Origin of the sequence: Alistipes communis (assembly GCF_006542665.1) — a bacterium.
In the GTDB taxonomy this organism is placed as follows: Bacteria; Bacteroidota; Bacteroidia; order Bacteroidales; family Rikenellaceae; genus Alistipes; species Alistipes communis.
In genome coordinates this window covers 639,086-662,731 of the sequence record NZ_AP019735.1, presented here as the reverse complement: position 1 = coordinate 662,731, position 23,646 = coordinate 639,086, and the positions used below count along the sequence as shown (strand labels likewise).

The 23,646-nt window shown below is 62.0% G+C and carries 17 protein-coding genes; 8 read left to right on the top strand and 9 right to left on the bottom strand.

Translation table 11 applies throughout. The features are described 5' to 3' along the window. Nucleotides 1-9: 9 nt before the first annotated feature. The 8 genes from mfd (at nucleotide 10) to FMF02_RS02810 (ending at nucleotide 14,974) form a co-directional block, all read left to right on the top strand. A complete protein-coding gene (mfd, locus tag FMF02_RS02845; protein ID WP_141412144.1) occupies nucleotides 10-3,348 on the top strand; it encodes a transcription-repair coupling factor in 3,339 nt (1,112 codons plus the stop codon). Further along, entirely contained in the window at nucleotides 3,345-4,076 is a 732-nt protein-coding gene (locus FMF02_RS02840) for a type III pantothenate kinase (RefSeq protein ID WP_019131351.1), read from the top strand. Before mfd ends, FMF02_RS02840 begins: the two co-directional genes overlap by 4 nt. Nucleotides 4,077-4,081: 5 nt before the next feature. Beyond that, the gene (bamG, locus tag FMF02_RS02835; RefSeq protein WP_173364772.1) at nucleotides 4,082-5,443 is read left to right on the top strand and encodes a BamG family beta-barrel-assembly machinery protein; all 1,362 of its coding nucleotides are present in this window, start codon (nucleotides 4,082-4,084) and stop codon (nucleotides 5,441-5,443) included. A gap of 38 nt (nucleotides 5,444-5,481) precedes the next feature. Beyond that, entirely contained in the window at nucleotides 5,482-6,795 is a 1,314-nt protein-coding gene (locus FMF02_RS02830; protein WP_179952779.1) for a tetratricopeptide repeat protein, read from the top strand. 16 nt (nucleotides 6,796-6,811) lie between these two features. Next, on the top strand, nucleotides 6,812-7,837 hold the full coding sequence (gene lptC / locus FMF02_RS02825) for an LPS export ABC transporter periplasmic protein LptC (protein ID WP_141412143.1): 1,026 nt from the start codon (nucleotides 6,812-6,814) through the stop codon (nucleotides 7,835-7,837). A 2-nt stretch (nucleotides 7,838-7,839) separates the two neighbouring features. Beyond that, nucleotides 7,840-9,096: a hemolysin family protein gene (locus tag FMF02_RS02820; protein ID WP_141412142.1), complete on the top strand. Its 1,257-nt coding sequence runs from the start codon at nucleotides 7,840-7,842 to the stop codon at nucleotides 9,094-9,096. A 170-nt stretch (nucleotides 9,097-9,266) separates the two neighbouring features. After that, entirely contained in the window at nucleotides 9,267-11,300 is a 2,034-nt protein-coding gene (locus FMF02_RS02815) for a peptidylprolyl isomerase (RefSeq protein WP_026075084.1), read from the top strand. 263 nt (nucleotides 11,301-11,563) lie between these two features. Next, nucleotides 11,564-14,974: a TonB-dependent receptor gene (locus FMF02_RS02810; RefSeq protein ID WP_141412141.1), complete on the top strand. Its 3,411-nt coding sequence runs from the start codon at nucleotides 11,564-11,566 to the stop codon at nucleotides 14,972-14,974. A gap of 74 nt (nucleotides 14,975-15,048) precedes the next feature. Here the strand turns inward: FMF02_RS02810 and trxA are convergent, their stop codons facing one another. The 9 genes from trxA to FMF02_RS02765 all read right to left on the bottom strand — a co-directional run bounded on the left by trxA (nucleotide 15,049) and on the right by FMF02_RS02765 (nucleotide 23,646). Then, entirely contained in the window at nucleotides 15,049-15,426 is a 378-nt protein-coding gene (trxA, locus tag FMF02_RS02805) for a thioredoxin (RefSeq protein WP_141412140.1), read from the bottom strand. Between the two features lie 19 nt (nucleotides 15,427-15,445). Further along, a complete protein-coding gene (locus FMF02_RS02800; protein ID WP_019131343.1) occupies nucleotides 15,446-16,153 on the bottom strand; it encodes a peroxiredoxin in 708 nt (235 codons plus the stop codon). Between the two features lie 71 nt (nucleotides 16,154-16,224). Then, a complete protein-coding gene (locus FMF02_RS02795; protein ID WP_141413546.1) occupies nucleotides 16,225-17,097 on the bottom strand; it encodes a bifunctional methionine sulfoxide reductase B/A protein in 873 nt (290 codons plus the stop codon). A 106-nt stretch (nucleotides 17,098-17,203) separates the two neighbouring features. Further along, nucleotides 17,204-17,677 carry a YqaA family protein gene (locus tag FMF02_RS02790; protein ID WP_179952778.1) on the bottom strand — a complete coding sequence of 158 codons (474 nt, stop codon included), beginning with the start codon at nucleotides 17,675-17,677 and terminating at the stop codon, nucleotides 17,204-17,206. Between the two features lies 1 nt (nucleotide 17,678). Then, nucleotides 17,679-18,251: a nucleoside 2-deoxyribosyltransferase domain-containing protein gene (locus FMF02_RS02785; protein ID WP_019131340.1), complete on the bottom strand. Its 573-nt coding sequence runs from the start codon at nucleotides 18,249-18,251 to the stop codon at nucleotides 17,679-17,681. Continuing rightward, nucleotides 18,248-19,363 (bottom strand): CofH family radical SAM protein, encoded by a 1,116-nt coding sequence (locus FMF02_RS02780; protein ID WP_141412139.1) that lies wholly within the window; start codon nucleotides 19,361-19,363, stop codon nucleotides 18,248-18,250. Before FMF02_RS02780 ends, FMF02_RS02785 begins: the two co-directional genes overlap by 4 nt. Nucleotide 19,364: 1 nt before the next feature. Continuing rightward, the gene (gene rnr / locus FMF02_RS02775; protein WP_141412138.1) at nucleotides 19,365-21,566 is read right to left on the bottom strand and encodes a ribonuclease R; all 2,202 of its coding nucleotides are present in this window, start codon (nucleotides 21,564-21,566) and stop codon (nucleotides 19,365-19,367) included. Continuing rightward, a complete protein-coding gene (locus FMF02_RS02770) occupies nucleotides 21,563-22,678 on the bottom strand; it encodes a M20 metallopeptidase family protein (RefSeq protein ID WP_141412137.1) in 1,116 nt (371 codons plus the stop codon). Before FMF02_RS02770 ends, rnr begins: the two co-directional genes overlap by 4 nt. Before the next feature lie 2 nt (nucleotides 22,679-22,680). After that, on the bottom strand, nucleotides 22,681-23,646 hold the full coding sequence (locus FMF02_RS02765; RefSeq protein ID WP_141412136.1) for a methylenetetrahydrofolate reductase: 966 nt from the start codon (nucleotides 23,644-23,646) through the stop codon (nucleotides 22,681-22,683).

Genomic DNA, 23,646 nt, shown 5'->3' with positions numbered 1-23,646 from the left:
TACTTTTTTATGACTGCGAGCGAGCAGATGCTGGCACTCGTCGAGGGGTCGAAGAACCTCCGGCGGTTGTGCCGCGAATACGAAACGGAAAGCGTCACCGTCCATCTCAAGGAGTTGGTCGGCGGGGCTTTTTCGTTGTATGCCGCAGCGACCATACGCCGCACGGGCGGCGTGCACGTCTTCGTCGCCGAAGACCGCGATGCGGCCGCCTATCTCCTGAACGACCTCTACGCGCTGCTGGACGAGCGGCGCATCCTCTTTTTCCCGTCGTCCTACAAGCGGTCGATCGTCTACGGCGCCGAGGATGCGCAGGGCGTCGTGCAGCGCACGGCGGCGCTCAATGCACTGCGGACGCCGCCGGCGGGATACCTGGCGCTCTGTACCTATCCGGAAGCGCTGGCCGAACGGGTCGTCGACGCGGAGGCACTGCGGCGCGAGACGATGACCGTGCGGGCGGGCGACCACCTGCGCCCTGCCGATCTGGTCGAATGGCTCGACGAGAGCGGATTCGTGCGGGTGGATTTCGTCTACGAGCCGGGGCAGTACTCTCAGCGCGGCGGCATCGTCGACGTCTTCTCCTACGTCGAGAGCCTGCCCTATCGGTTCGACTTTTTCGACGAGGAGGTCGACTCGATCCGGCGGTTCAACATTTCGAGCCAGCTGTCGCAGGACAAGTTGCAGCAGGCCGAGATCATTCCCAACCTCAATGCGCGCGAAGGCGGACGGGTGTCGCTCGTCGAGGCGGCGGGCGACGTGTGCTATTGGTTTTTCGATGCGGATTACGCCCTGCGGCGCGTGGACGATCTGCGGCGGCGGATGCTCGCCGAGGCGGACGATCCCGCCGGCGTGGACCGTGCGCTGACCAGCCGCCGGCAACTGCTCGACGCGCTGGCCGGGAAGAGACTCTTCGCGGCGCGCGATACGCTGGCCGAGCGGCCGGCGACGGTCGCGGTGGAGTTCCGCACGGCGCCGCAACCCTCCTTCAACAAAAATTTCGAGCTGCTGGCCGACGACCTTTCCGCCGCGATACAGAAAGGGTATCGCACCTATATATTATCGGAGAACAAGGCCCAGGTCGAACGCCTGCAAAATATTTTCCACCAGGTCGGCCGCGGCGGGGTGGTCTTCACGCCGGTGTCGCTCACGCTGCACGAGGGGTTCGTCGACCATACGCTCCGTCTCTGCTGTTATACCGACCACCAGCTCTTCGACCGTTACCAGCGTTACCGCATCAACGGCGAGATCCGGCGCGACGAGCAGATGACCGTCGCCGAGCTGAACCAGCTCAAACCGGGCGATTACGTGGTGCATATCGATCACGGCGTGGGGCGGTTCGGCGGTCTGGTCAAGATCAACGAGAACGGGCGCACGCACGAGGCGATCAAGCTGGTCTACCGCGACGGCGACGTACTCTTCGTCAACGTCCATTCGCTGCACCGCATTTCGCGTTACAAGAGCGGCGACGGCGAGCCGCCCAAGGTCTACAAGCTGGGCAGCGGCGCCTGGCAGAAGCTCAAAGCGGCTACCAAGAAAGCCGTCAAGGATATTTCGCGCGAGCTGATCGCGCTCTATGCCAAGCGCAAGGCATCGCAGGGCTTCGCCTTCTCGGCCGACGGGTACTTGCAGCACGAGCTAGAAGCCTCGTTCCGTTACGAGGAGACGCCCGACCAGCAGGCGGCCATCGAGGCCGTGAAGCGCGACATGGAGTCGGCCGAACCGATGGACCGGCTCGTTTGCGGCGACGTGGGCTTCGGCAAGACGGAGGTGGCGATCCGCGCCGCCTTCAAGGCCGCCTGCGACGGCAAGCAGACCGCCGTACTGGTTCCCACGACCATTCTGGCGTTGCAGCACTACCGTTCGTTCATGGAGCGGCTGCGCGACTTTCCGGTGAAAATCGAATACCTGAACCGTACGAAATCGGCCAGGGAGACCAAGCAGATTCTCGCCGATCTGGAAGCGGGACGGATCGACATTCTGATCGGCACGCACAAGATGCTGGGCAAGAACGTCCGCTTCCACGATCTGGGGCTTCTGGTCATCGACGAGGAGCAGAAGTTCGGCGTGGCGGCCAAGGAGAAGCTCACGCAGTTGAGCGTCAATGTCGACACGCTCACGCTCACGGCGACGCCCATTCCGCGTACGTTGCAGTTTTCGCTCATGGGGTCGCGCGACCTGTCGGTCATCTCGACGCCGCCGCCCAACCGCCAGCCGATCGTCACGGAGTCGCACGTCTTCTCGGAGGAGATCGTCCGCGATGCCGTCGAAGCGGAGCTGGCGCGCGGCGGGCAGGTCTATTTCGTCCACAACCGCGTGGAGGATCTCCAAACCGTCGCGGGCCTGATTACGCGCGTCTGCCCCAAGGCGCGGGTCGGGGTCGGTCACGGCAAAATGCCGGCCGAGCAGCTCGAACGGCTCGTCATGGATTTCATCTACGGCGAGTTCGACGTGCTGGTCTCGACGACCATCGTCGAAAACGGCATCGACATCCCCAACGCCAATACGATCATCGTCGACGGCGCCCAGAACTACGGTCTGAGCGACCTGCATCAGCTGCGCGGCCGTGTGGGGAGGTCGGATCGCAAGGCCTATTGCTACCTGTTGTCGCCGCCCGACGAACTGCTCGGCAGCGATGCACGGCGGCGTCTGCGTGCCATCGAGGAGTTCTCCGACCTGGGGTCGGGGTTCAACATCGCCATGCAGGACCTCGACATCCGCGGCGCCGGCAACCTGCTGGGGGCCGAGCAGAGCGGATTCATCGCCGACATCGGGTTCGAGACCTATCAGAAGATCATGCGCGAAGCGGTGGCCGAACTGCGGGCCGAGGGACTCGACGTGGCGGGGTTGAGCGACCGCGAGCAGGAGGTCGTCGAACAGTTGCGCTATGTGGAGGATGCGGCCGTCGAGGTCGACGTCGAGGCCGAGCTGCCCGACTCCTACGTGAGCCAGACGGCCGAAAAACTGCGGCTTTACCGCGAGCTCGACGCGATGCGCAGCGAGGAGGAGCTGCAACGGTTCGAGCAGCGGCTCGTCGATCGTTTCGGGGCGCTGCCGCAGGCGGCCAGGGAGCTGCTCGACGTGGTGCGTCTGCGTTGGGAGGCGGTGCGTCTGGGCATGGAGCGCGTGAAGGTCAAGAACGGGTTGATGATCGTACACTTCGTGGGCGACGCGGCGTCGCCCTTCTACAAGAGCGAGGTCTTCTCGGAGCTGTTGCGCCGCGTGACCCGACGGCCCGATAAATTTGTGCTCAAACAGCACAATAACCGTTTGGCGATGACCGTTAGAGGGGTAACCGACATCGCAGGGGCATGGAAGATACTGAAATCGTTGTATAAAGAACAAGACGCGTGAACCTGACGATCGACATCGGCAATACGCTGATAAAAATGGCGGTTTTCGACGGGGGTGAAATCGTCGAGAAACTGCTCGCCGAGGAGTGCGACACCAAATTGCTCGACGGCCTGCTGGCGCGCTGGCCGGCGATCGACCGGGCCATTATCGCCTCTACCGGAGGCCGTACCGCACCGCTGGCGCGGATGCTGCGGGTGCGTGCCGTGAAGTGTCTGGAATTTACACCGGCGACGCCCGTGCCGATCCGCAACGGCTACGATACGCCCGAAACGCTCGGCGCCGACCGCCTCGCCGCCGCGGTGGGGGCGGCGCTCGTGGCCGAAGGGCGCGACGCGCTGGTCGTCGATTTCGGAACGGCCATCACCGTCGACTACGTGTCGGGCGACGGCACCTACCGCGGCGGGGCCATTTCTCCCGGAATGGGGATGCGTTTTCAGGCGCTGCACCGCTATACGGCCAGGCTTCCGTTGTGCCGCGAGACTGCCGAAGAGCGCCTTTACGGGACGACTACGACCTCCTGCATCGAGCAGGGCGTGATGAACGGCATCGCCTTCGAAATCGAAGGATACATCGCGCGTTTCCGGCGGGAAAATGCGGATATTTGCATAATTTTTACCGGTGGCGCCGCAAAAAACTTTGCGAAAAGAATTAAAAATGCGATATTTGCAGACTGTGAACTCGTCTTCTTGGGTCTGAATCGGATTTTGGAGTTTAATGCCGAATGCTAAAACGAATGATAGTGAAGAGATTAATGTATAGACTGGCTGTCGCTGCGATGCTGGTCGTGCCGGTTTCGGCAATGGCTCAGACAAGCAGTATCAATGCCTTTTCTCCCTATTCGATGTACGGCATCGGCGAATTGCAGACGCCCGGCGTGGTGGCCCAGCGGTCGATGGGAGGCGTAGGCTTGGGGATGCGCAGCTCGGTGATGGTCAATCCGCTCAATCCTGCGGCGTACAGCCTGACGCCCCGCCAGGGATTTCTCTTCGATTTCGGCGTGGAGGGGGTCAACTTTTACAACCGCCAGCAGAAGTATGCCGACGGTGCGCAGACCACGTCGCGCACGAGCTACAATACGTTCAATTTCCACGACATCGCCTTTCAGCTGCCGCTGGCCAGGCGGCTCGGACTGGGATTCAGCCTGACGCCGTACAGCAGCGTCGGCTACCGTGTTTCGGCCGATGAACAGAGCGACGACGTGTGGGGCAATATCGGCCGCGTGCAGTACCTTTACGCCGGCGAGGGCGACCTGACGGAGGTGAAGCTGGGCATCGGTTGGGAGGTGGTCAAGCGCGTTTCGATCGGCGTCGCCGCCCAATACTATTGGGGCGACATCGAGCGGACGTATCAGACGGTGGTCTCGAACAACATCGTCAACGGCGGTTCGGTCAATACGGTGACGGGCACCGACTCCTACGGGATTTCGCGCATCAAGATGCAGCTGGGGCTGCAAGCCGATCTGATCCAGTCCGAGCGGCAGGTGTTGACGCTGGGCGCGACCTACGATATGGGCGGCAATCTGCGTCCGTCGGTGAATCAGACGGTCGTCAACGGCGATATTTACGGTACCGTGGTGCGGGGCGATACGACGCGCATGGCACTCAAATTGCCCGTTCAGTTGGGCGTGGGGCTCTACTACCAGAACGCCAAAATCGCGGCGGGCGTCGACTACATCTACCAGAACTGGGAGAACAACGAGTCGCCGAAGTCCGTTCCCGGAGCGGTCAACGTCGCCTATAAGAACACGAACACCGTCAAGTTGGGATTCGAGTATACGCCCAACCGGATGGATATCCGCAATTACTTGAAACGCTGGTCTTACCGCGTGGGATTCCGGTACGGAACCTACTACCAGACCTTCGAGGGGAAGACCTTGTCGCAATATGCCGTGACGGCCGGATTCGGTATGCCGGTGCGTTTTCTGGGCCGGTCGAGCATCGATTTCGGCGTAGAGTTCGGCCAGCGCGGAAACGATTCGCCGCTTCGGATCGACAACCGGCAGATCGGGCTGGTACGGCAGCGCTATGTGAAATTCTCGCTCGGTCTGACGCTCTTCGGCGAGGATTCGTGGTTCGTGCGTTACAAATACGATTAAACTTGACAAAATCTAAAAATAAGAAGGGAATAGTTAAGATGAAAAGCGTAAAAATTCTGCTCTCTGTAGCGTTGGCCGTCGTCGGAGTGGTGGCGATGGCCCAGGATTTCAGCGACGATGCGAAGTACGGCAAATACGGCGCAACGCCCGAGGAACGGAAAGACAACATCTATTTGCTCAACTTTTTCAACGAGGCGGTCGGCAACCAGGATTTCCAGACTGCTTCGGGGTACCTCAAACAACTGCTGGACAAGTGTCCCAAGGCTTCGGAGAATATCTATGCCAAGGGCGCTACGGTGATGAAGAACAAGATCGCGCGTGCCAAGAGCGTAGCCGAGAAGAAGACCTACATCGACTCGCTGATGCTGCTCTACGATCTGCGTATCGAGAATTTCGGCGATCATGCGACCCGCGGCAAGGCCTACATCCTCGACCGCAAGGCACGCGACTTTCTGATCTATAATCCGCTCGACCACGAACGGGTGTTGGAGCTGTTCCGCGAGGCGATCGCCGCACAGCCCGATCCGGAGTTGGTAGCGATCTATTTCAAGCAGCTCACCGACTACTATAAGGACGACGGCGAAGGTTCGCCCGAGGAGATCATCGCCGAGTACGACCGTCTGTCACCTGTCTTTGACGGCGCTACGGGGCAGGCTGCCGAGTATAAGGATCAGTTCGACAAGTGCTTCGGCCTGTCGGGCGTGGCTTCGTGCGAGAATCTGGAAGCGATGTTCAAGGAAAAGATCGCCGCCAGCAACAACGATCCCGACGTGCTGGCGCAGGCCGTCGATCTGATGACGCGCGCCAAATGCGACAGCGAGTTCTATCTGACTACCGCCGAGAAATATTACGAAGTGAAGCCGTCGGCCGAAACCGCGTTGTTCCTCGCGCAGGCTTTCCAGAACAAGCAGGAGTACGACAAGGCGATCAAGTATCTGACCGAGGCGCTGGCCGTCGAGACCGACAATGTCGAGAAGGAGAAGCTGCTGGTGCGCATCGGCGTCGTACAGCTGGCTACGAAGAACTATGCCGAGGCCCGCAAGGCCGCGCTCGAAGCGCAGGCGCTCAATCCCGAGGACGGCATGACCTATTTCGTGCTGGCGCAGTGCTACGGCGCACAGGCTTCGGGTGCCAACTTTACTTCGCAGGCGATGTACTGGGTGGCTTACGACACGATGGAGAAGGCCGCTCAGCTGCTCGAAGAGGCCGATCTGAAAGAGACCGCGACCAAGATGATGGCCGCCTTCCGCAGCGCATGGCCCTCGAAGGAGGAGTGCTTCTTCAACGAAGTGCAGGCCGGTCAGCGCTATGTCGTCAACGGCATTGCGACGACGGTTCGCTGCATCCGCTAATCAGGCGCCTGCGAAGATGGCCCGTCTGATCGGACGATATGTTCTGGTAGCACTCCTCGTTGCGGGGAGTGCTATCTTGCTATTCTCGTGCGACAAGCCTCCTGCCGCAGCGAGCGGCGGCGACGAGGCGCTGATGACCGAGTACAGCGAACACCTGTCGGTCATCATGTCCGAGAACGGGCGGCGCTCCTATTTCTTCAAGGCGCCGCTGCTCGAAGGATATACGCTGGTCAAGGAGCCGTACCGCGAGTTCCGCAAGGGGATCGAGATCACCACCTACCAGGACGACTCGCTGACGACGGTCGACGCCGTGCTGACGGCCAACTACGCGATCTATTACGAGAACCGGAAGCTGTGGGAGGCCAAGGGCGACGTGGTGGTCGTCAAGTCCGACGGCAAGACACTCTACACCCAGCAGCTCTTCTGGAATGCCAAGACGCAGCGCATCTATTCGAACGTCGATACGAAGATCGTCCAGAACGAAGGCGGCAACGTCTTTCAGGGCGAGGGCTTCGAGTCGGACGAAGCCTTCAAGGAATGGCGTTTCCGCCGCTTCACGGGGAAAATGGATGTCGATGTGAGCCAGGAGGACGACGAACCGTCCGAATCGGAAGCTGCCGACGGGGAAGACCGGCCGGCCGGCGAAAAGACGCCGCAGTCCGTGACCCGCCCGCCTGCCGGCTCCGCACCTGCGCCTGCCGCTGCGGGTGAACGCGGTCCTGCCGGTGCGGTCGGGAAGGAACAGACCGTTGCCGGACGCGAGCTGGCGCCTGAAACGGGCGGAAAGCCTGCTGCCGGATCGGAGGTTGCCGCAATTGTTTCGGATCCTGCTGCCGAAGGCAATCCCGCCGATACTGTTAAAAAAGGGCAGCCTACCGCAGCCGAACGTGAACGGGCCGCCGAAGCGAGCGAAAAGCCTGCCGCCGAATCGGGGGCTGCCGTCCCCGGTGAAACCCCGACCGGAGAGAAGACTCCCGATAACGGCGATCCTGCCCCTGCGGCCCTTTCGCCGCAGGCGGACGAACCGCAAACCGACGCGTAGCGATGACCGTATCCGTTATCCTGATCCTCGTGATGCTGCTCCTCTCGGCCTTCTTTTCGGGCATGGAGATCGCCTTCGTGAGCAAGAACCGCCTCAAACTGGAGATCGACCGCAAGCAGAGCGGCCTGCTCGATTTCGTGGCGAAGGTCTTCGAGCGGCATCCGGGGCAGTACATCACGTCGATTCTGGTGGGCAACAACATCGCGCTGGTCGTCTATTCGCTCTACATGTCGTCGCTGCTGCGCGCGCTCGCTGCGCTGGCCGGCTGGGACGCCGTGGCGCAGGGCGGGTCGGTGCTGGCCGAAACGCTCATCTCGACGGTCGTCATCATCTTCGTGGCGGAATATCTGCCCAAGTCGATCGTCAAGGGAAATCCCAATTTCTATTACCGAGCCTTCGCGCCGCTGCTCTTCGTCTTTTACATCCTGCTCTATCCGATCGTATGGCTTACGACCGTCGTTTCGTATGTCATCCTGCGGCTGTTCGGCTGCCGGATGAAGAGGCAGGCGCCGGCGGCCGACTTCAACCGCACCGATCTCGAAAGTCTGATCGAGGGGTCGACGGAGGTGCAGCACGACGAGGAGAACGAGATCAAACTGTTTCAGAACGCGCTGGACTTCGCCGATCTGCGCGTGCGCGACTGCATGGTGCCGCGCATCGATGTCGAGGCCGTCGAGCTGTCGACGAGCGTCGAAGAGCTGACGCGCCGCTTCGTCGAGAGCAAATATTCGCGCATCTTCGTCTGGGAGGGCAGTATCGATAATATCGTGGGATACGTCAACTCCAAGAGCCTGTTCCGCCAGCCGGCCGATCTGAGGAAGGTACTGATGACGGCCTATTTCGTGCCGGAGACCATGCCGTTGCAGGCGTTGCTGGAACACTTCATCAAGCACCGCTCCTACATCGCCGTGGTGATCGACGAGTTCGGCGGCACGGCGGGCATCATCTCGCTCGAAGACGTGCTGGAACAGATTTTCGGCGAGATCGAGGACGAGCACGACGAGCAGGATATGATCGAGAAGCAGGTCGACGAGAACGAGTACGTCTTTTCGTGCCGGCTCGAAGTGAAATACCTCAACGAACGCTACGGGCTCGGCATCGAGGAGAGCCGCGAATATGACACGCTGGCGGGTTATATCATCTCGCATCTGGACGGGATTCCTTCTGCCGGTCAGTCGCTTACGGTCGACGGCCTCGAAATCCGTGTGTTGCGCACGACCCGTTCGCGCATCGAGCTGGCGCGGGTCAGACGGTTGTGAGCTTTTTTTCGGCCGATCAGCGGGTTAATTACGAATAATTTACTATCTTTGGAGGCCCGAAAAAAGGACGTTTTCGATAAGCCGGATGCAGAGCCGCACCCGTTCGGGCTGTGCCGAGGCGAAAAAACGTCCGCAGGAAAGCAAACTAATGAAAAAATAAATACAGTTTTATGGCAAGTTTGAACACTTTACGGACCAAGTTCGGCGCGCTTCTGTCGGTGATTATCGCACTCGCCCTCTTGGCATTCATTCTGTCGTTGAAGACCGACATGGGTTTCTCGGACAACGATCCGAAGGTCGGCGTGATCGACGGCGACAAGATCCGCTACTCCGAGTATCTGAATCAGTACGACGCCATCAAGAACCGCAACGGCGGCGTAGAGGCTTCGACCGATCAGGAGTCCGACCAGCTGGCCGCCGCGACGTGGCAGGCGCTTTTCGCCGACCACGTGCTCGTCCCCGGCTTCGAGCGGATGGGTATCGAGGTTCCCGAGCAGGAGCGTCTGGACATGGTCAGCGGCAAGATCCCTTCGCAGGCCTTCTATTCGGCTTTCGGCGATCCGCGTACGGGGGCTTACAACGCTGCCGCCGTGTCGCAGTTCCTGTCGCAGGCCGCTTCCGACGCCCGCGCGCAACAGGCGTGGAACGACCTGAACGAGCAGGCCCGGCTGGAACGCGCCGTGCAGAAATACGCCACGCTGATCGGCAAGGGCGCCTATGTCAACAAACTCGAAATCGAGGACGGTGTCGATGCGGCCAACCAGGTCTTCGGCGGGAAGTATGTCGCCAAGCGTTATTCGTCGGTGCCCGATTCGCTGGTGAGCGTCTCGTCGGGCGAGATCAAGTCGTTCTACAACGCCCATAAGGAGATGTTCAAGCAGTCGCCGTCGCGCACGCTGTCGTACGTGGTCTTCGAGGTGAACGCTACGGACGACGATATGCTGAACCTCGAAAAGGAGGTGCGCGCCGTCGGCGAGAAGTTCGACGCCGCGGAGGACGTGAAACTCTTCGTGCGTCAGGATCGCCACGGCGAGATCGCCGACCGTTATGTGACGGCGGCGCAGCTGGGCGAACAGGCCGAGGCGCTCGTCGCGGGCAAGATGTTCGGCCCTGAGTTGAAGAACAACGTCTGGACGATGGCCCGTGTGGTGGAGAGCCGCATGGCTCCCGATACGCTCGGTCTGAAAATGATCGTGCTTCCGTATACCGCCGAGAAACTGGCCGACAGTCTCAAAACGGTGGCGACGAGTGAGAATTTCGCCGACCTGTCGCGTCAGTATTCGGCCAACGAGGAGTTGGCCGCCGCAGGCGGCGAGGTGGGCGTCTACCCCTTCTCGGCCTTCAATACCGTAATGGCCGAAGCGCTTTCGGACGCCAGAAAGGGCGACGTGGTGAAGGTGATGAGCGGCGACGCCATCCAGCTCGTCAACGTTTACCGTGCCGACAAACCCTCGAAACATTACAAGGTGGCGACGGTAAGCTATCCCGTGGAGGCTTCGGCCGCAACGCTGCGCGACGTTCACAATCAGGCCAGCACCTTCGCCGTGAACGCCAAAGGTTCCGCCGCCGCGTTCAACGAGGCGGCCTCGAAGGCTGCCGTGACGCCGCGCATAGCGACGCTCAACATGGGTGACCGCTCGGTTCGCGGTCTGGAAGGTTCGCGTGAAGTGGCCCGCTGGGCCTACGGCGCGGACAAGGGCGACCTGTCGGAGATTTTCAAGGTCGGCAAGGACTATGTCGTGGCGCTGCTCACGGAGATCGACGACGACGAGTACGCTTCGGTGAAGAAGGCTGCCCCGCAGATTCAGAACCGCCTGCTGCGCGACAAGAAATACGACTATATCGTGAAGAACCTCTCCGATGCGTCGCTGGCAGGCGCCGCCGAGAGCTTCGGCAGCGAGGTGACCGATTTCAAGGACGTGACCTTCGGGTCGTTCTACATCGACGGTGCGGGTGTCGAGCCGGCGCTCGTGGGTGCGATCACCGAGACGACCGAGAAAGGCAAGGTTTCGGCTCCGGTCAAGGGCATTTCGGGCGTTTACCTCTTCGAGGTGACTGCGATCGATCCGGCCGAGCGGCAGCAGACGGCCGAGGACGAGAAGGTGCGTGCCGAAGCGATGGCCGAGGGAATGATGCAGCAGCGCCTCCTGCCGGCTTTGCAGGAGATGGCCGAGATGAAGGATTTGAGCGGCCGTTATTTCTGACGAAAACACCCGATTCGTAAAGTGGTCGGACTCACGTCGTGAGTCCGACCACTTGCGTTTCGGAGGTAAAAGCGGCCGGATTTTCATAAATATATAGGTAAGCGTTTATAATTTGTAGGAAAGCGTTATCTTTGCAGCAGATTTATGTTACGGATCGATCCGAAAAGACAACGGGTAACGGGTGGCATGGCGACTCTGTTTTTCGGAGCCGGATGCCGTAGACGAATGGAAATCTCCCTTTTTATTAATCTAAACTTATACTTATGAGGAAACTTGCCTTTTTATTTTTGTCGCTGTTCGCATTCTGTACGGCTTCGGCACAGGTGACGACGTCGAGCATGAGCGGTCGCGTCGCCGACACCGACGGCCAGCCGATCATCGGTGCGACGATCGTCGCCGTGCATACGCCGACGGGTACGCAGTATGCTACGGCATCGACACGCAACGGCCAGTTCAACTTGGGCGGTATGCGTGTGGGAGGTCCTTACGATGTGGAGGTCAGCTTTATCGGCTGCAATACGGAAAAGATCGAGGGAATCTATCTGACCATCGGCGAGGAGGCTACGTTGGACTTCGTGTTGCGCGAAGACTCGCAGTCGATTGGTGAAGTGGTGGTCGTAGGCAAGGCCAATCCGGTCTTCAATGCCAACCGCACGGGCGCGCAGGAGGTCGTGACGCTCGAAATGATGGAGAAACTGCCTACGACGAGCCGTTCGCTCGATGAATTCGTCAAACTGACGCCCATGTCGAGCGGTAAGAATTTCGCCGGTACGTCGTATCGTTTCAACAACGTGACCGTCGACGGTGCGTCGTTCAACAACTCGTTCGGCCTGTCGTCGGCGCTGGGCGCCCAGGGTACGGAGCCCATCTCGCTCGAATCGATCGAGCAGGTGCAGGTGATGATCGCTCCCTACGACGTGCGCAACGGCGGCTTCACGGGCGGCGGTATCAACTCGGTGACCAAGTCGGGTACCAACGAGTGGCACGCTTCGGCCTATATGTATACCAAGAGTCCCGAGTTGCAGGGCCGCCGCGTGCGCGACTATGTCGGTCAGGTGTCGGAGTTCTCCAATCGTCAGTACGGTGTGAGCCTGAGCGGCCCGATCGTGAAGAACAAGCTCTTCTTCTTCGTCAACGGCGAGCTGGACCGTCAGGACGAACCGATCTCGAACCGTCTGGCCGATTCGCGTGTCTCGGCTGCCGATCTGGACGATCTGGCCAAGTTTCTCGGCGATCAGTTCAACTACAATCCGGGCGGTTACGATCTGTCGAAGACCGAGACGCGGGCCGATCGTCTTACGGCGCGTATCGACTGGAATATCAACGATCGGAATACCTTCTCGTTGAAGTACTACTACCTGAAATCCTATAATACGAACGCACCTTCGACGTCGGGCGCTCCTGCCAACGGACGCGGCCCCAACGCCTATGCCATGCCCTTCTCGTCGAGCTACTACCGCACGAACAACGATTTCAACATCGTCATGGCCGACTGGAACTCGACGATCAACGACCACATGTCCAACACGTTGAAGGTGGGGTACTCGCGTCTGCGCGACTATCGCGACATGGACGGCGGTTTCTTCCCGCAGGTCGACATCCTCAAAGACGGATCGAGCTATACGGTCTTCGGTACCGAGGCCAACTCCTACAACAACCAGCTCGATACCGACATCTTCCAGATTCAGGACAACTTCACGATGAACTACGGCCGTCACCAGATCACCGTCGGCACGCAGTCGGACTATCGCAGTTTCAGCAACGGCTTCGCGCAGAACTATCCGGGCTCGTGGGTCTTTTCGTCGATCGACGACTTCAAGTTCAACGTGCTGGCCGCAAAGGATTACATGGCTTCGCACGGCAATATGACGGGCTTCGACATTACCAAGTACGACCCCTCGCAGTTCGGTCTGAAGGGCGTGGTCAACGGCGGTCTTGCCAACAGCGCCGGTACGGGGCAGACGCACTACTTGCAGAAGTATTCGCTTATGGAGGGCTTCCCCTTCGCCGAGATCGACGTGCTGCAACTCGGCTTTTACGTGCAGGACAAGTGGACGCCCAGCAACCGTTTCTCGCTGACGTTCGGTCTGCGCGTCGATATGCCGATTTTCATGACCGACCTGCCTGAGAATCCGCGCGTGGCGGCCGAGACCTATCGTGACGGCATCAAGGTCGACGTTTCGAAATATCCGGGCGTGCACCCGCAGTTCTCGCCGCGCGTGGGCTTCAACTGGAAACCGCTCGAAGACGGTTCGTTGCAGTTGCGCGGCGGTACGGGACTCTTCACGGGCACGCCTCCCTATGTCTGGATTTCGAATCAGGCGGGCAACAACGGCGTGCTTTTCGGGTCGATCGACATGGAAGGCGAGGCGCTGAAAAATCTCGGTTTCCTGGGCAGCATCGATCAGAACGCCAATATGTACAAACCCGCCGAGGCGGCCTATTCCCGTGCCGAGATCGCCGTGACGGATCCCGATTTCAAGTATCCGAGCCTGTGGAAGAGCAATCTTGCGCTCGACTACAAGTGGCGCGGCTGGGTATTCACGCTCGAAGCCCTCTACACGAAGGATGTCAATGCGATCTACCATGACAACATCGGTATCGAGGTCGCCGAAGGCAAATACGTGAACGACGGCGGTCAAGGACAGCGCACGGCCTTCACGGGGAGATATTACGCCGAGAACAAGACGCTCAACCCGATGAACGGAGAAAACGGCGCCGCTTCGCACGTCGTGATGCTTCGCAATACGAACAAGGGCTACTCGTTCTACACCACGCTCCAAATTCAGAAGGAGTTCGTGCAGGGGCCGCTGCGCGGTCTCTACCTCAATGGATCGTATACGATGGGTACGGCGCGCAGCGTGACCGACGGTACGTCGTCGGTGGCTACGTCGGCCTGGAAATATACGCAGAAGGTGGCTGTCAACAGCGAGGAGCTGGGCTATTCGGCCGGCTCGTTCGACGGGCGGCTGTTGTTGAGCGCCTTCTACACGGCACGCTGGGGCAAGCACGGTGCGACCAACTTCGGTCTGGTCTACCAGCGTTACCGTCCTTTCCGCTTCTCCTACTGCTACGGCGGCGACGCCAACGGCGACGGTCAGACGGCCAACGACCTGATCTACGTGCCGGCCAACCGCGACGAAGCGGTCGGCCATCTGGTTTCCGACGGTTTCGCCGACAACAACGGCAACATGGCCGGTGACAAGGATTTCGACGAGGCGCAGGCCTGGGAGAATGCCTGGCAGGCGATGGACAAGTTCATCGAGCAGGACGCCTATCTGAGCAAGCACCGCGGCGAGTACACTAAGCGCAACGGCGCCGTGGCACCCTTCGCCAATCAGCTCGACCTGAGCATTTCGCACGACATCATCGTTCCGCAGCGCAACGGTCGCGAGCACAAGTTGCGATTCAGTTTCAACATCGACAACTTCCTCAACCTGCTCAACCGCAACTGGGGTGTAAGCTACTCGCAGTATCTGGGGACGAACGGTCAGCAGTATCAGTTCTTGTCCGTCACGCAGAAGCCGACGGCGGCCAACGACTATACGCTTCAATACAAGATGACCAACGGATTGAAGGACATCTACGGCAACGACATTTCGCTGGATCGTACCTACAAACCCGATATCGGTTCCTATTGGACGATGCAGTTCGGTATCAAATATATGTTCTAAGCGGAGGAATCCGTCTGCAAACATGAAGGGGCGTCACATCAGTGACGCCCCTTCGTTGTCGTTTCTCTGCGGGATCAGGACTCGGCGGCGGGGAGTTTGAGCAGCAGCTCGCCGATGGCTTCGCGCAGCGTCTCCTTCGGCAATGCCCCGGTAGCCATCTGCGGCATTCCCCGGGCGGGGATGAAGAGCAGCGTGGGGACGGAGCGCACGCCGAAGGCTGCGGCCAGCTCCTGTTCGCGGTCGATGTCGACCTTGTAGATATCCACTTCGCCGGCGTACTCCTCGGAGAGCTCTTCCAGGATCGGTGCGAGCGTGCGGCAGAGGCCGCACCAGGTCGCATAGAAGTCGACGATGGCCGGTCGCGAGCCCAGATAGTGCCATTCGGAGATGGCGGAGTCGAGGTTGGCGATTTTTTCCGAGAATTCGGTTTTGGTCAGTTGCGTGATTGCCATGATTGCGGTTGTTTTGCGGTTATTGTACGGGAACTTCTTCGAGCTCTTCCTGCGGCAGCGGCCGCGTGCAGAAGAACCAGTCGTAACACTGCGTCCCTTCGTCGGGACGGGTCATGCGCTCTTCGGCAGCGGCCGACGACGAGGCGGTGGGCACGATCGCTTCGTCGCCCGGATGCCAGTCGGCGGGCAGCGCCACGTTGAAGCGGTCGACGGTTTGCAGGCCGACGAGCACGCGTTTGATCTCGTCGAAGTTACGGCCCAGCGCCAGCGGATAGTAGATCACGGCGCGGATCGTGGCGTCGGGGTCGATGAAGAAGACGGCTCGGACGGCCGACGTCGAACTTTCGCCCGGCTGGATCATGCCGTAGAGGTTGGCGACTTTCATCCGCAGATCGGCGATCAGCGGGAAGCGCACCTCGACGTGCTGCATTCCGCGGTAGACGATCTTGTCGCGGATCGTGCGCAGCCATGCGATGTGGCTGTACAGTCCGTCGACCGAGAGTCCGACGAGCTGGCAGTTGAGCGCTTCGAATTCGTCGCTGCGCGCCGCGAAGGTCATGAATTCGGAGGTACAGACGGGCGTGAAGTCCGACGGGTGGCTGAAAAGGATGATCCAGCGTCCGGCATAATCTTCCGGAAAGCGGATCGGGCCTTGCGTAGTGACGGCCTCGAACGACGGGGCCTTGTCGCCGATGCGCGGCAGGGGAGTGGTGTTCAGATTTTCCATATCGTCTCTTTTTTTAACGGTGTGACACGGCGGTCGACCGGAAGAAACTCTCTGGAAGTAGCGAGGAGACCTCAGAAGCGGCGGGTGTAGGCGTAGCAGTAGGGGAGCGTTCCCCGGCGGCGGTAGTAGTCCTGGTGACAGGTTTCGGCGGGCCAGAAGGGGCCGGCCGGCGTCACGCGCGTGGCGACGCGGTAACCTTTGCTGCGGAGCAGGGCGATGAGCCGTTCGGCCACGGCGCGTTGTTCGGGCGAGGTGTAGAAGATTTCGGAGCGGTACTGGTCGCCGATGTCGGGCCCTTGGCGGTCGATCTGCGTAGGGGCGTGGATCTCGAAGAAGAGGCGTGCGAGCGTTTCGTAGGAGACCTTCGACGTATCGAAGGTCACGCGCACCGCTTCGGCGTGTCCCGTGGTATGGCTGCACACCTCCTCGTAGGTAGGGCGGTCGGTGCGGCCGCCGGTGTAACCCGCTTCGACCGAGAGGACGCCGGGCTGTTGTTCCAGCAGGTATTCCACGCCCCAGAAACAACCGCCGGCGAAGATCGCCGTTTCGGTCGTGGCGGCCGCCTCGGAGGAGGTCCGGTCGGACGACTCCGCGGCCGGCACGAAGTCGAGCGAGAGGGAGTTGACGCAGTGGCGCGTATTCTTGTCGGTAAAGCGTTCACCCGTGAAGACATGCCCCAGATGCGCCCCGCAGCGGGCGCAGGTGATCTCGGTGCGGCGGCCGTCGGCGTCGGGCGTGCGGCGTACCGCACCTGCGATCTCGTCGTCGAAGGCGGGCCAGCCGCACCCCGCATCGAACTTGTCCTCCGAACGGTAGAGCGGCGCGCCGCACTGGCGGCAGCGGTAGAGGCCGCGCTCGCTGTGCTTGTAGTATTTTCCCGTGAAGGGAGCCTCGGTTCCCTTGTCGACGATGATCCGGCGTTCGTCGGGTGTGAGCGGTTTCATGGTTTGTGCATTTACCGTGAGGAGAATTCCCATGAGGGCGATTCCCCCTGCGATGATTCGTTTCATAACGCTCTGTCGGATGTGCAACAATCGCGCCGTGCGCGCCCTACAACAGCGATATTGCGCCTTGCACGGCGTAGAGGACAGCCACGTAGCGCAGCGCCTTGCCCGCGAACATGGCCAGCGTGGTGATCCACACGTTGCTGCGCATGAGTCCCAGCAGGATGGCGATCGCTTCGCCGACGTAGGGCAGGAAGGCGAAAAAGGCGCTCCATGCCCCCTTTCCTGCGAGGAAGCGTCCGGCACGGTCGAGTTGTTTTTCGCCGATGCCGAGGTAGCGGCCGAACCATTCGCGTTTGCCCAGATGACCGATCCAGTAGCAGGTCATGCCGCCTGCGGTGTTGCCCGTGGCGGCTGCCAGCAGGCAGAGTGCGGGGTCGAGTCCCAAGCGGACGAGTACGACCATCACCGCTTCCGAACTGAACGGGACGATGCTCCCCGCCACGAAGGCCGAGAGGAAAAGTCCCCAATAGCCCCAGTCGATGCAGAGCTGCGTGGCCGTGTCCAGAAATCCTTCCATGTCATTCGTCGCTTTGTTGCGGCAGGTCGTCGAGCAGTGCCGTCAGCGAATCGTAGAGCGGCACGCCGTAGCGCCGGCAGGTGATGCGCACGTTGTCGTAGCGGTAGTAGTCGGGGCTGCACGCCACGAACAGCTTGCCCGAACGGGCGTAAAGTCCCATTTCGAGCAGCGAGATCGGCGAGCGGCTGTCGCCCAGCAGATTCATTACGATGAGGTCGGCCGCTTCGAGGTGCGCCAGCTCCCACGCGACTTGGTATTCCATTTCGGCCGGCGAGGCATGGAACTCCCGACGGCGGGGGTTGAAGAAGAGCCAGCGGCCGCCGATGCTGTCGCGGAAGCGGGCGACGAGAGCCGCCTGCCAGTCGGCGCTGCGTCCCATGTCGATCGTGCCGGCGAGGAAGACCTTGCGGTACTGCGTCGAGTCGACCGTGTGCGACCGCCAGCGGGGCTGGTATTCGGCCACGTCGTCGGCCGGCGTTTCGGCGGCTCGTATGCCGGTCGGCCGGGAACCGCCGCCGCAGCCGGCGAGCAGTCCGGCCAGCAGGAGGACGAGGAGGGTTGCAGGGCGGTTCATCGGAGCGTGTCGTCGAGCGGCCACGGCCGCAGTTCGTAGAGTTGGTTGCGCAGGCGCGGCGTGAAGCCCGCTTCGCGGATCGCCTGCTGGATGCCTTCGGCGTCGAAGCGGTTGTCGGCGCCGGCCGACGAGACGACGTGCTCCTCGATCATGATCGACCCCATGTCGTTGGCGCCGCTGTGGAGCGCCGCCTGCGCCGTCTGGCGGCCGACGGTGAGCCACGACGCCTGTATGTTGGGGATGTTGTTCAGGATCAGCCGGCTGGCGGCGATGATGCGGATGTATTCCAGCGGCGAGAAATCGGTCGACGTCCCTTCGGCTTCGAGCCGCGTGCCCGTCGAGCGGAAGATCCACGGGATGAAGGCCAGAAAGCCGGGCTTCCCTTCGGGGCAGCGCGCTTGCAGATCGCGGATCGCGAGCAGGTGGTCGACGCGCTGGCGCGGCTGCTCGACGTGGCCGTACATCATCGTGGCCGACGTGGCCAGCCCCAGCGTATGGGCTTCGTGCATCACCGCGAGCCACGACGCCACCGAGGGCTTGGCGGGCGAGATCGCGCGCCGCACGTCGGGGTCGAGAATTTCGGCTCCGGCGCCCGGCAGCGAATCCAGTCCGGCGGCCATGAGCCGGCGCAGCGTTTCGAGCGTCGTCAGACCGCTGATGCGGGCGATGTGGGCCACTTCGGGCGCACCGAGCGCATGAAGCCGGATCCGGGGGAACATCCGTTTCAGGTCGCGGAACAGCTCCTCGTAGAAGTCGATGCCGAGCTGCGGATGCAGCCCGCCCTGCAACAACAGCTGGTCGCCGCCCAGCGCAAGCGTTTGCGCGATCTTTTCGCGGTACTCCTCGCGCGAGGTGACGAAGGCGCGCTGCGTATCGTGGGGCTTGCAGTGGAAATTGCAGAACTTGCAGCCCGAGATGCAGACGTTGGTGATATTGACGTTGCGGTCGATCTGCCACGTCACGACCGTCGGGTCGGCGACCGTCGCACGCCGCACGGCGTCGGCCGCTGCGGCCAGCTCCTGCACGGGCGTGCATTCGTAGAGCGCATAGGCTTCGTCGCGCGTGAGCGGCTCGCGCCGCACGGCCTTGTCGAGTATGCGGTCGGTCGTCATGTCAGCGGCGGCGTTTTACCTGCGGGCTCCGGCGGCCTCGCTGCGGGGTGTCGGTGCGGGGTGCGTCGGGTAGCACCATGTCGAAGTCGAGCTGGCGTTTTTGCAGATCGGCGCGCTTGACGCGGATGCGCACGGCATCGCCCAGCGTGAAGCGCCGGCCCGTCGAGCGGCCCGTCACGGTGTATTCGGCCGGATCGAAGTCGTAGAAATCGTCGTGCATGTCGCGCATGGCCACCAGCCCTTCGATGTGGTTCTCGTCGATCTCGACGAAGATGCCCCACTCGGTGATGCCCGATATGTGGCCGGCGAACTCCTCGCCCAGGCGTGCCTGCATGAACTCCACCATCTTGTATTTGATCGAGGCGCGTTCGGCCTCGGCGGCGATCACTTCGCGTTCCGAGGCGTGCTCGCACAGTGCTTCGAATGCCGCCTTGTCGGTCGTCTTGCCGCCTTCGAGGTAGCGTGCCAGCAGGCGGTGCACCATCATGTCGGGATAGCGGCGGATCGGCGAAGTGAAGTGGGTGTAGTAGGGGAAGGCCAGTCCGTAGTGGCCGATGTTGTCGGTGGTGTAGTAGGCTTTGGCCATCGAACGTACGGCCAGCGTCGTGACGACGTTCTCTTCGGGGCGGCCCTTGACCTTCTGGAAGAGCTTGTTCATCTCCTTGGCGACGGGACGTCCCTCGGAGGCTTTGAAGACGTGCCCGAAGCGCAGGATGAACTGCCGGAAGCTCTGCAACTTGTCGACGTTCGGTTCGTCGTGGACGCGGTAGACCATCGTGCGGCCCGACTTGCGCCCTCTGACCTTGCCGCAGAACTCGGCAACGCGGCGGTTGGCCAGCAGCATGAACTCCTCGATCATCTGGTTGGCCTCCTTCTGTTCCTTGAAATAGACGCCCAGCGGCCGGCCCTTCTCGTCGAGCCGGAATTTGGCCTCGGCGCGGTCGAAGCTGATCGCGCCGTTGCGGAACCGCTCGCGGCGCATGGCCTGCGCCAGCCGGTTGAGCGTAAGGATCTCTTCGGCGTAGTCGCCCCGGCCGGTCTCGATCACCTGCTGCGCCTCCTCGTAGGCGAAGCGGCGGTCGGAGTAGATCACCGTGCGGCCGAACCACTCGTCGAGGATTTCGAGGTTCTCGTTGAGGGTGAAAACCGCCGAAAAGCAGAGGCTCTCCTCGTGCGGCCGCAGCGAACAGAGTTCGTTGCAGAGCCGTTCGGGCAGCATCGGCACGGTGCGGTCGACCAGATAGACCGACGTGCCGCGCGCTTCGGCTTCGGTGTCGACCACCGAACCCGGCCGCACGTAGTGCGTCACGTCGGCGATATGGACGCCCACTTCCCACACGCCGTCGCGGACTTTGCGGACCGACAGCGCGTCGTCGAAGTCCTTGGCGTCGGCCGGATCGACGGTGAAGGTCACCGTCTGCCGGAAGTCGCGCCGCTCGGCGTAGTCTTTGCGGGTGATGCGCCCGTCGATGGCTTCGGCTGCCGCCTCGACCTCCGGCTCGAAGCGGTAGGGGAGGTCGTATTCGGCCAGAATGGCGTGCATCTCGGTGTCGTTCTCGCCCGCCTTACCCAGAATGTCGACCAGTTCGCCCACGGGGCTTTTCGAGCCGGGCGCCCATTCGGCGATGCGTACGACGACCTTATCGCCGTTTTTCACGTTCGGGCAGTCGCGCTTGTGGAGGTAGACGTCGACGGGCATCTTGCGCGAGTCGATACGCACGAAGACATTGTGTTCGTTGACTTCGGCCGTGCCGACGTAGCGTTTGCGGCTGCGTTCGACGATCGCGGTGATCTCGCCTTCGGGGGCGTTGGAACCCCGTGCCTTGCGCGTGAGCACCAGTTGCACGCGGTCGCCGTCGAGAGCGTTCAGCGAGTTGCGCGAGTGGATGTAGACCTGCTGCTCCATGCCTTCGACATGCACGAACATCGAGCCGGTATTCAGCATCTCGACCGTGCCTTCGAGTCGGGGCCGCTGGGCGGGGCTCAGGCGGTATTTGTCGCGCGGGCAGCTCTCGACGACGCCCGTTGCGAGCAGTTGTTCGACGATCTGCATCGTCTCGCGGCGGCCCTCCTTGCTTGCGCCGCCCGATGCCGAAGCGAGGTGGCGCAGCGAGAATTTGTTGTCGGGCAGCTGCCGGAACAGTTCCAAGATCAGCGCGGCGCGTTCGTCGCCGTTATGGGTTTGTTTTTTCGTTCTTGTCATTTTTCATTCAACAGTTTGAGGGCCAGCGCCTGCATGAAGGCTATGCCCGTGGTGATGGCCTTCTCGTCGGGCGAGAAGGTCGATGTATGCGGTTTCCCCGACGCCGTGCCGACGCCCAGCCGGTAGAACAGCGACGGATAGCGGTGGGTGTAGAACCCGAAGTCTTCGGCCGTCGTGCGCAGCGGCAGGTCGACGGCCTGCCACCGCTCGGCAGCCAGGCTGCGGGCGAGCGAGGCGAGGGCGGGGTCGTTGACCACGCAGGGATAGCCCCGCCCGATGTCGACGGCCGTCCGTGTGCCGTACCGGCGGTCGGCGGAGGCGGCGATTTCGCGGATCGCGTCGTAGGAGGCGCAGCGCAGCGCCTCGTCGAAGGTGCGCAGCGTCCCTTCGAGCCGGACGTCGTCGGGGACGACGTTCGTCGCGCCGTCGGCCTCGATGCGGCCGATCGAGAGGACGCGCTCCGGCAGGTTGAGGGCCAGTAGTCCGCCGACGAGTTCGGCGGCGGCGGCTACGGGATCGTGCAATTGATTGCGCAGTGCGGCGTGGCCTCCTGTGCCGTGTACGGTGAAGCGCAGTTCGTCGCTCGAAGCCATGTATTTGCCCGCGCGGAATCCGAAGGTGCCCACTTCGAGCGACGGTTCGACGTGCTCGCCTACCACGGCCCGCACGTCGTAGTCGGCGAAAGGCTCTTCGGCCAGCACCAGCGACGCGCCTCCGGGGTTGCACTCCTCGCCCGGCTGGAAGAGCCCGAGAAGCGTCCCTTCGAAGTCGCGCGAACGATTGAGCTCCTGCAAGGCACCCATCAGCACGGCCGTGTGGACGTCGTGGCCGCAGGCGTGCATCACCCCGTCGTTGAGCGAGCGCCACGCCACGTCGGCCTGTTCGCGGATCGGCAGCGCGTCGATGTCGGCGCGCAGGACGACCGCACGACGAAGATTGCCGCGGCCTTCGATGCGTGCCAGGACGCCCGTGCGGGCGACGGTGCGGTGGGCGATGCCCAGCCCGTCGAGCGTGCGGGCGATGAGGTCGTGCGTCCCGGTCTCGCGGAACGAGAGTTCGGGACGGCGGTGCAGCGCACGGCGGAAAGCGATGATGTCGAGCTCGTCGGCCATGGTCAGAATACCTCCTTGATGATTTGGCGCACGTTCTCGGCGCGGCCCATGGTATAGAAATGGATCACCGGTACGCCGGCGGCTTTCAGCCGGCGGCACTGGTCGACGGCCCACTCCACGCCGATGCGGCGGATCGCTTCGGGGCGGTCGGCGTGCGCCCGGACTTCGCTGTACAGTGCTTCGGGCAGTTCGATGGCGAAGGTTTCGGGGAGCAGCGTGAGCTGCCGCAGCGTCGAGAGGGGTTTCACGCCCGGGATGACCGGCACGTCGATCCCCGCTTCGCGGCAGCGGCCGATGAAGGCCAGGATGCGGTCGGCGTCGTAGCAGATCTGCGTCATGACGTAGTCGGCGCCGGCGTCGACCTTGGCTTTGAGGTGGCGCAGGTCGCTTTCGGCGTCGAGGGCGTCGACGTGTTTTTCGGGATAGCCCGCCACGCCGATCGAGAATTTCGAGTGGTGGCACTCCTCCACTTCGCCGTCGACGAACTCGCCGCGGTTCATCGCCGCGATCTGCCGCACGAGGTCGATGGCGTGGGAGTGCCCCTGCGGATGGGGCATGAAATGGCGTTCGTTGGGGCCGCAGTCGCCGCGCAGCGCCAGCACGTTGTGCAGCCCGAGGAAGTCCATGTCGATGAGCGCGTCCTCGATGTCGTAGCGCGACAGGCCGCCGCAGATCAGGTGCGGCACCACCTCGATGCCGAAGCGGTCGCGGATCGCGGCCGAGATGCCCACCGTGCCGGGACGCCGCCGCATCCGGTGCCACTCGATGTGGCCGTCGGGGGTAAGCGTCTCCTTGATGCTCTCGCGGTGGAAGGTGACGTTGATGAAGGCGGGGTCGAATTCGCGCAGGGCTTCGATCGTGGTGAAGACGCTGCGGGTGCCGTCGCCTTTGAGCGGCGGCAGCAATTCGAACGAGAAGCGGGTCGTCTCCCGTGCGGAGGTTTCGCGGATGATATCCAGTACGTTCAT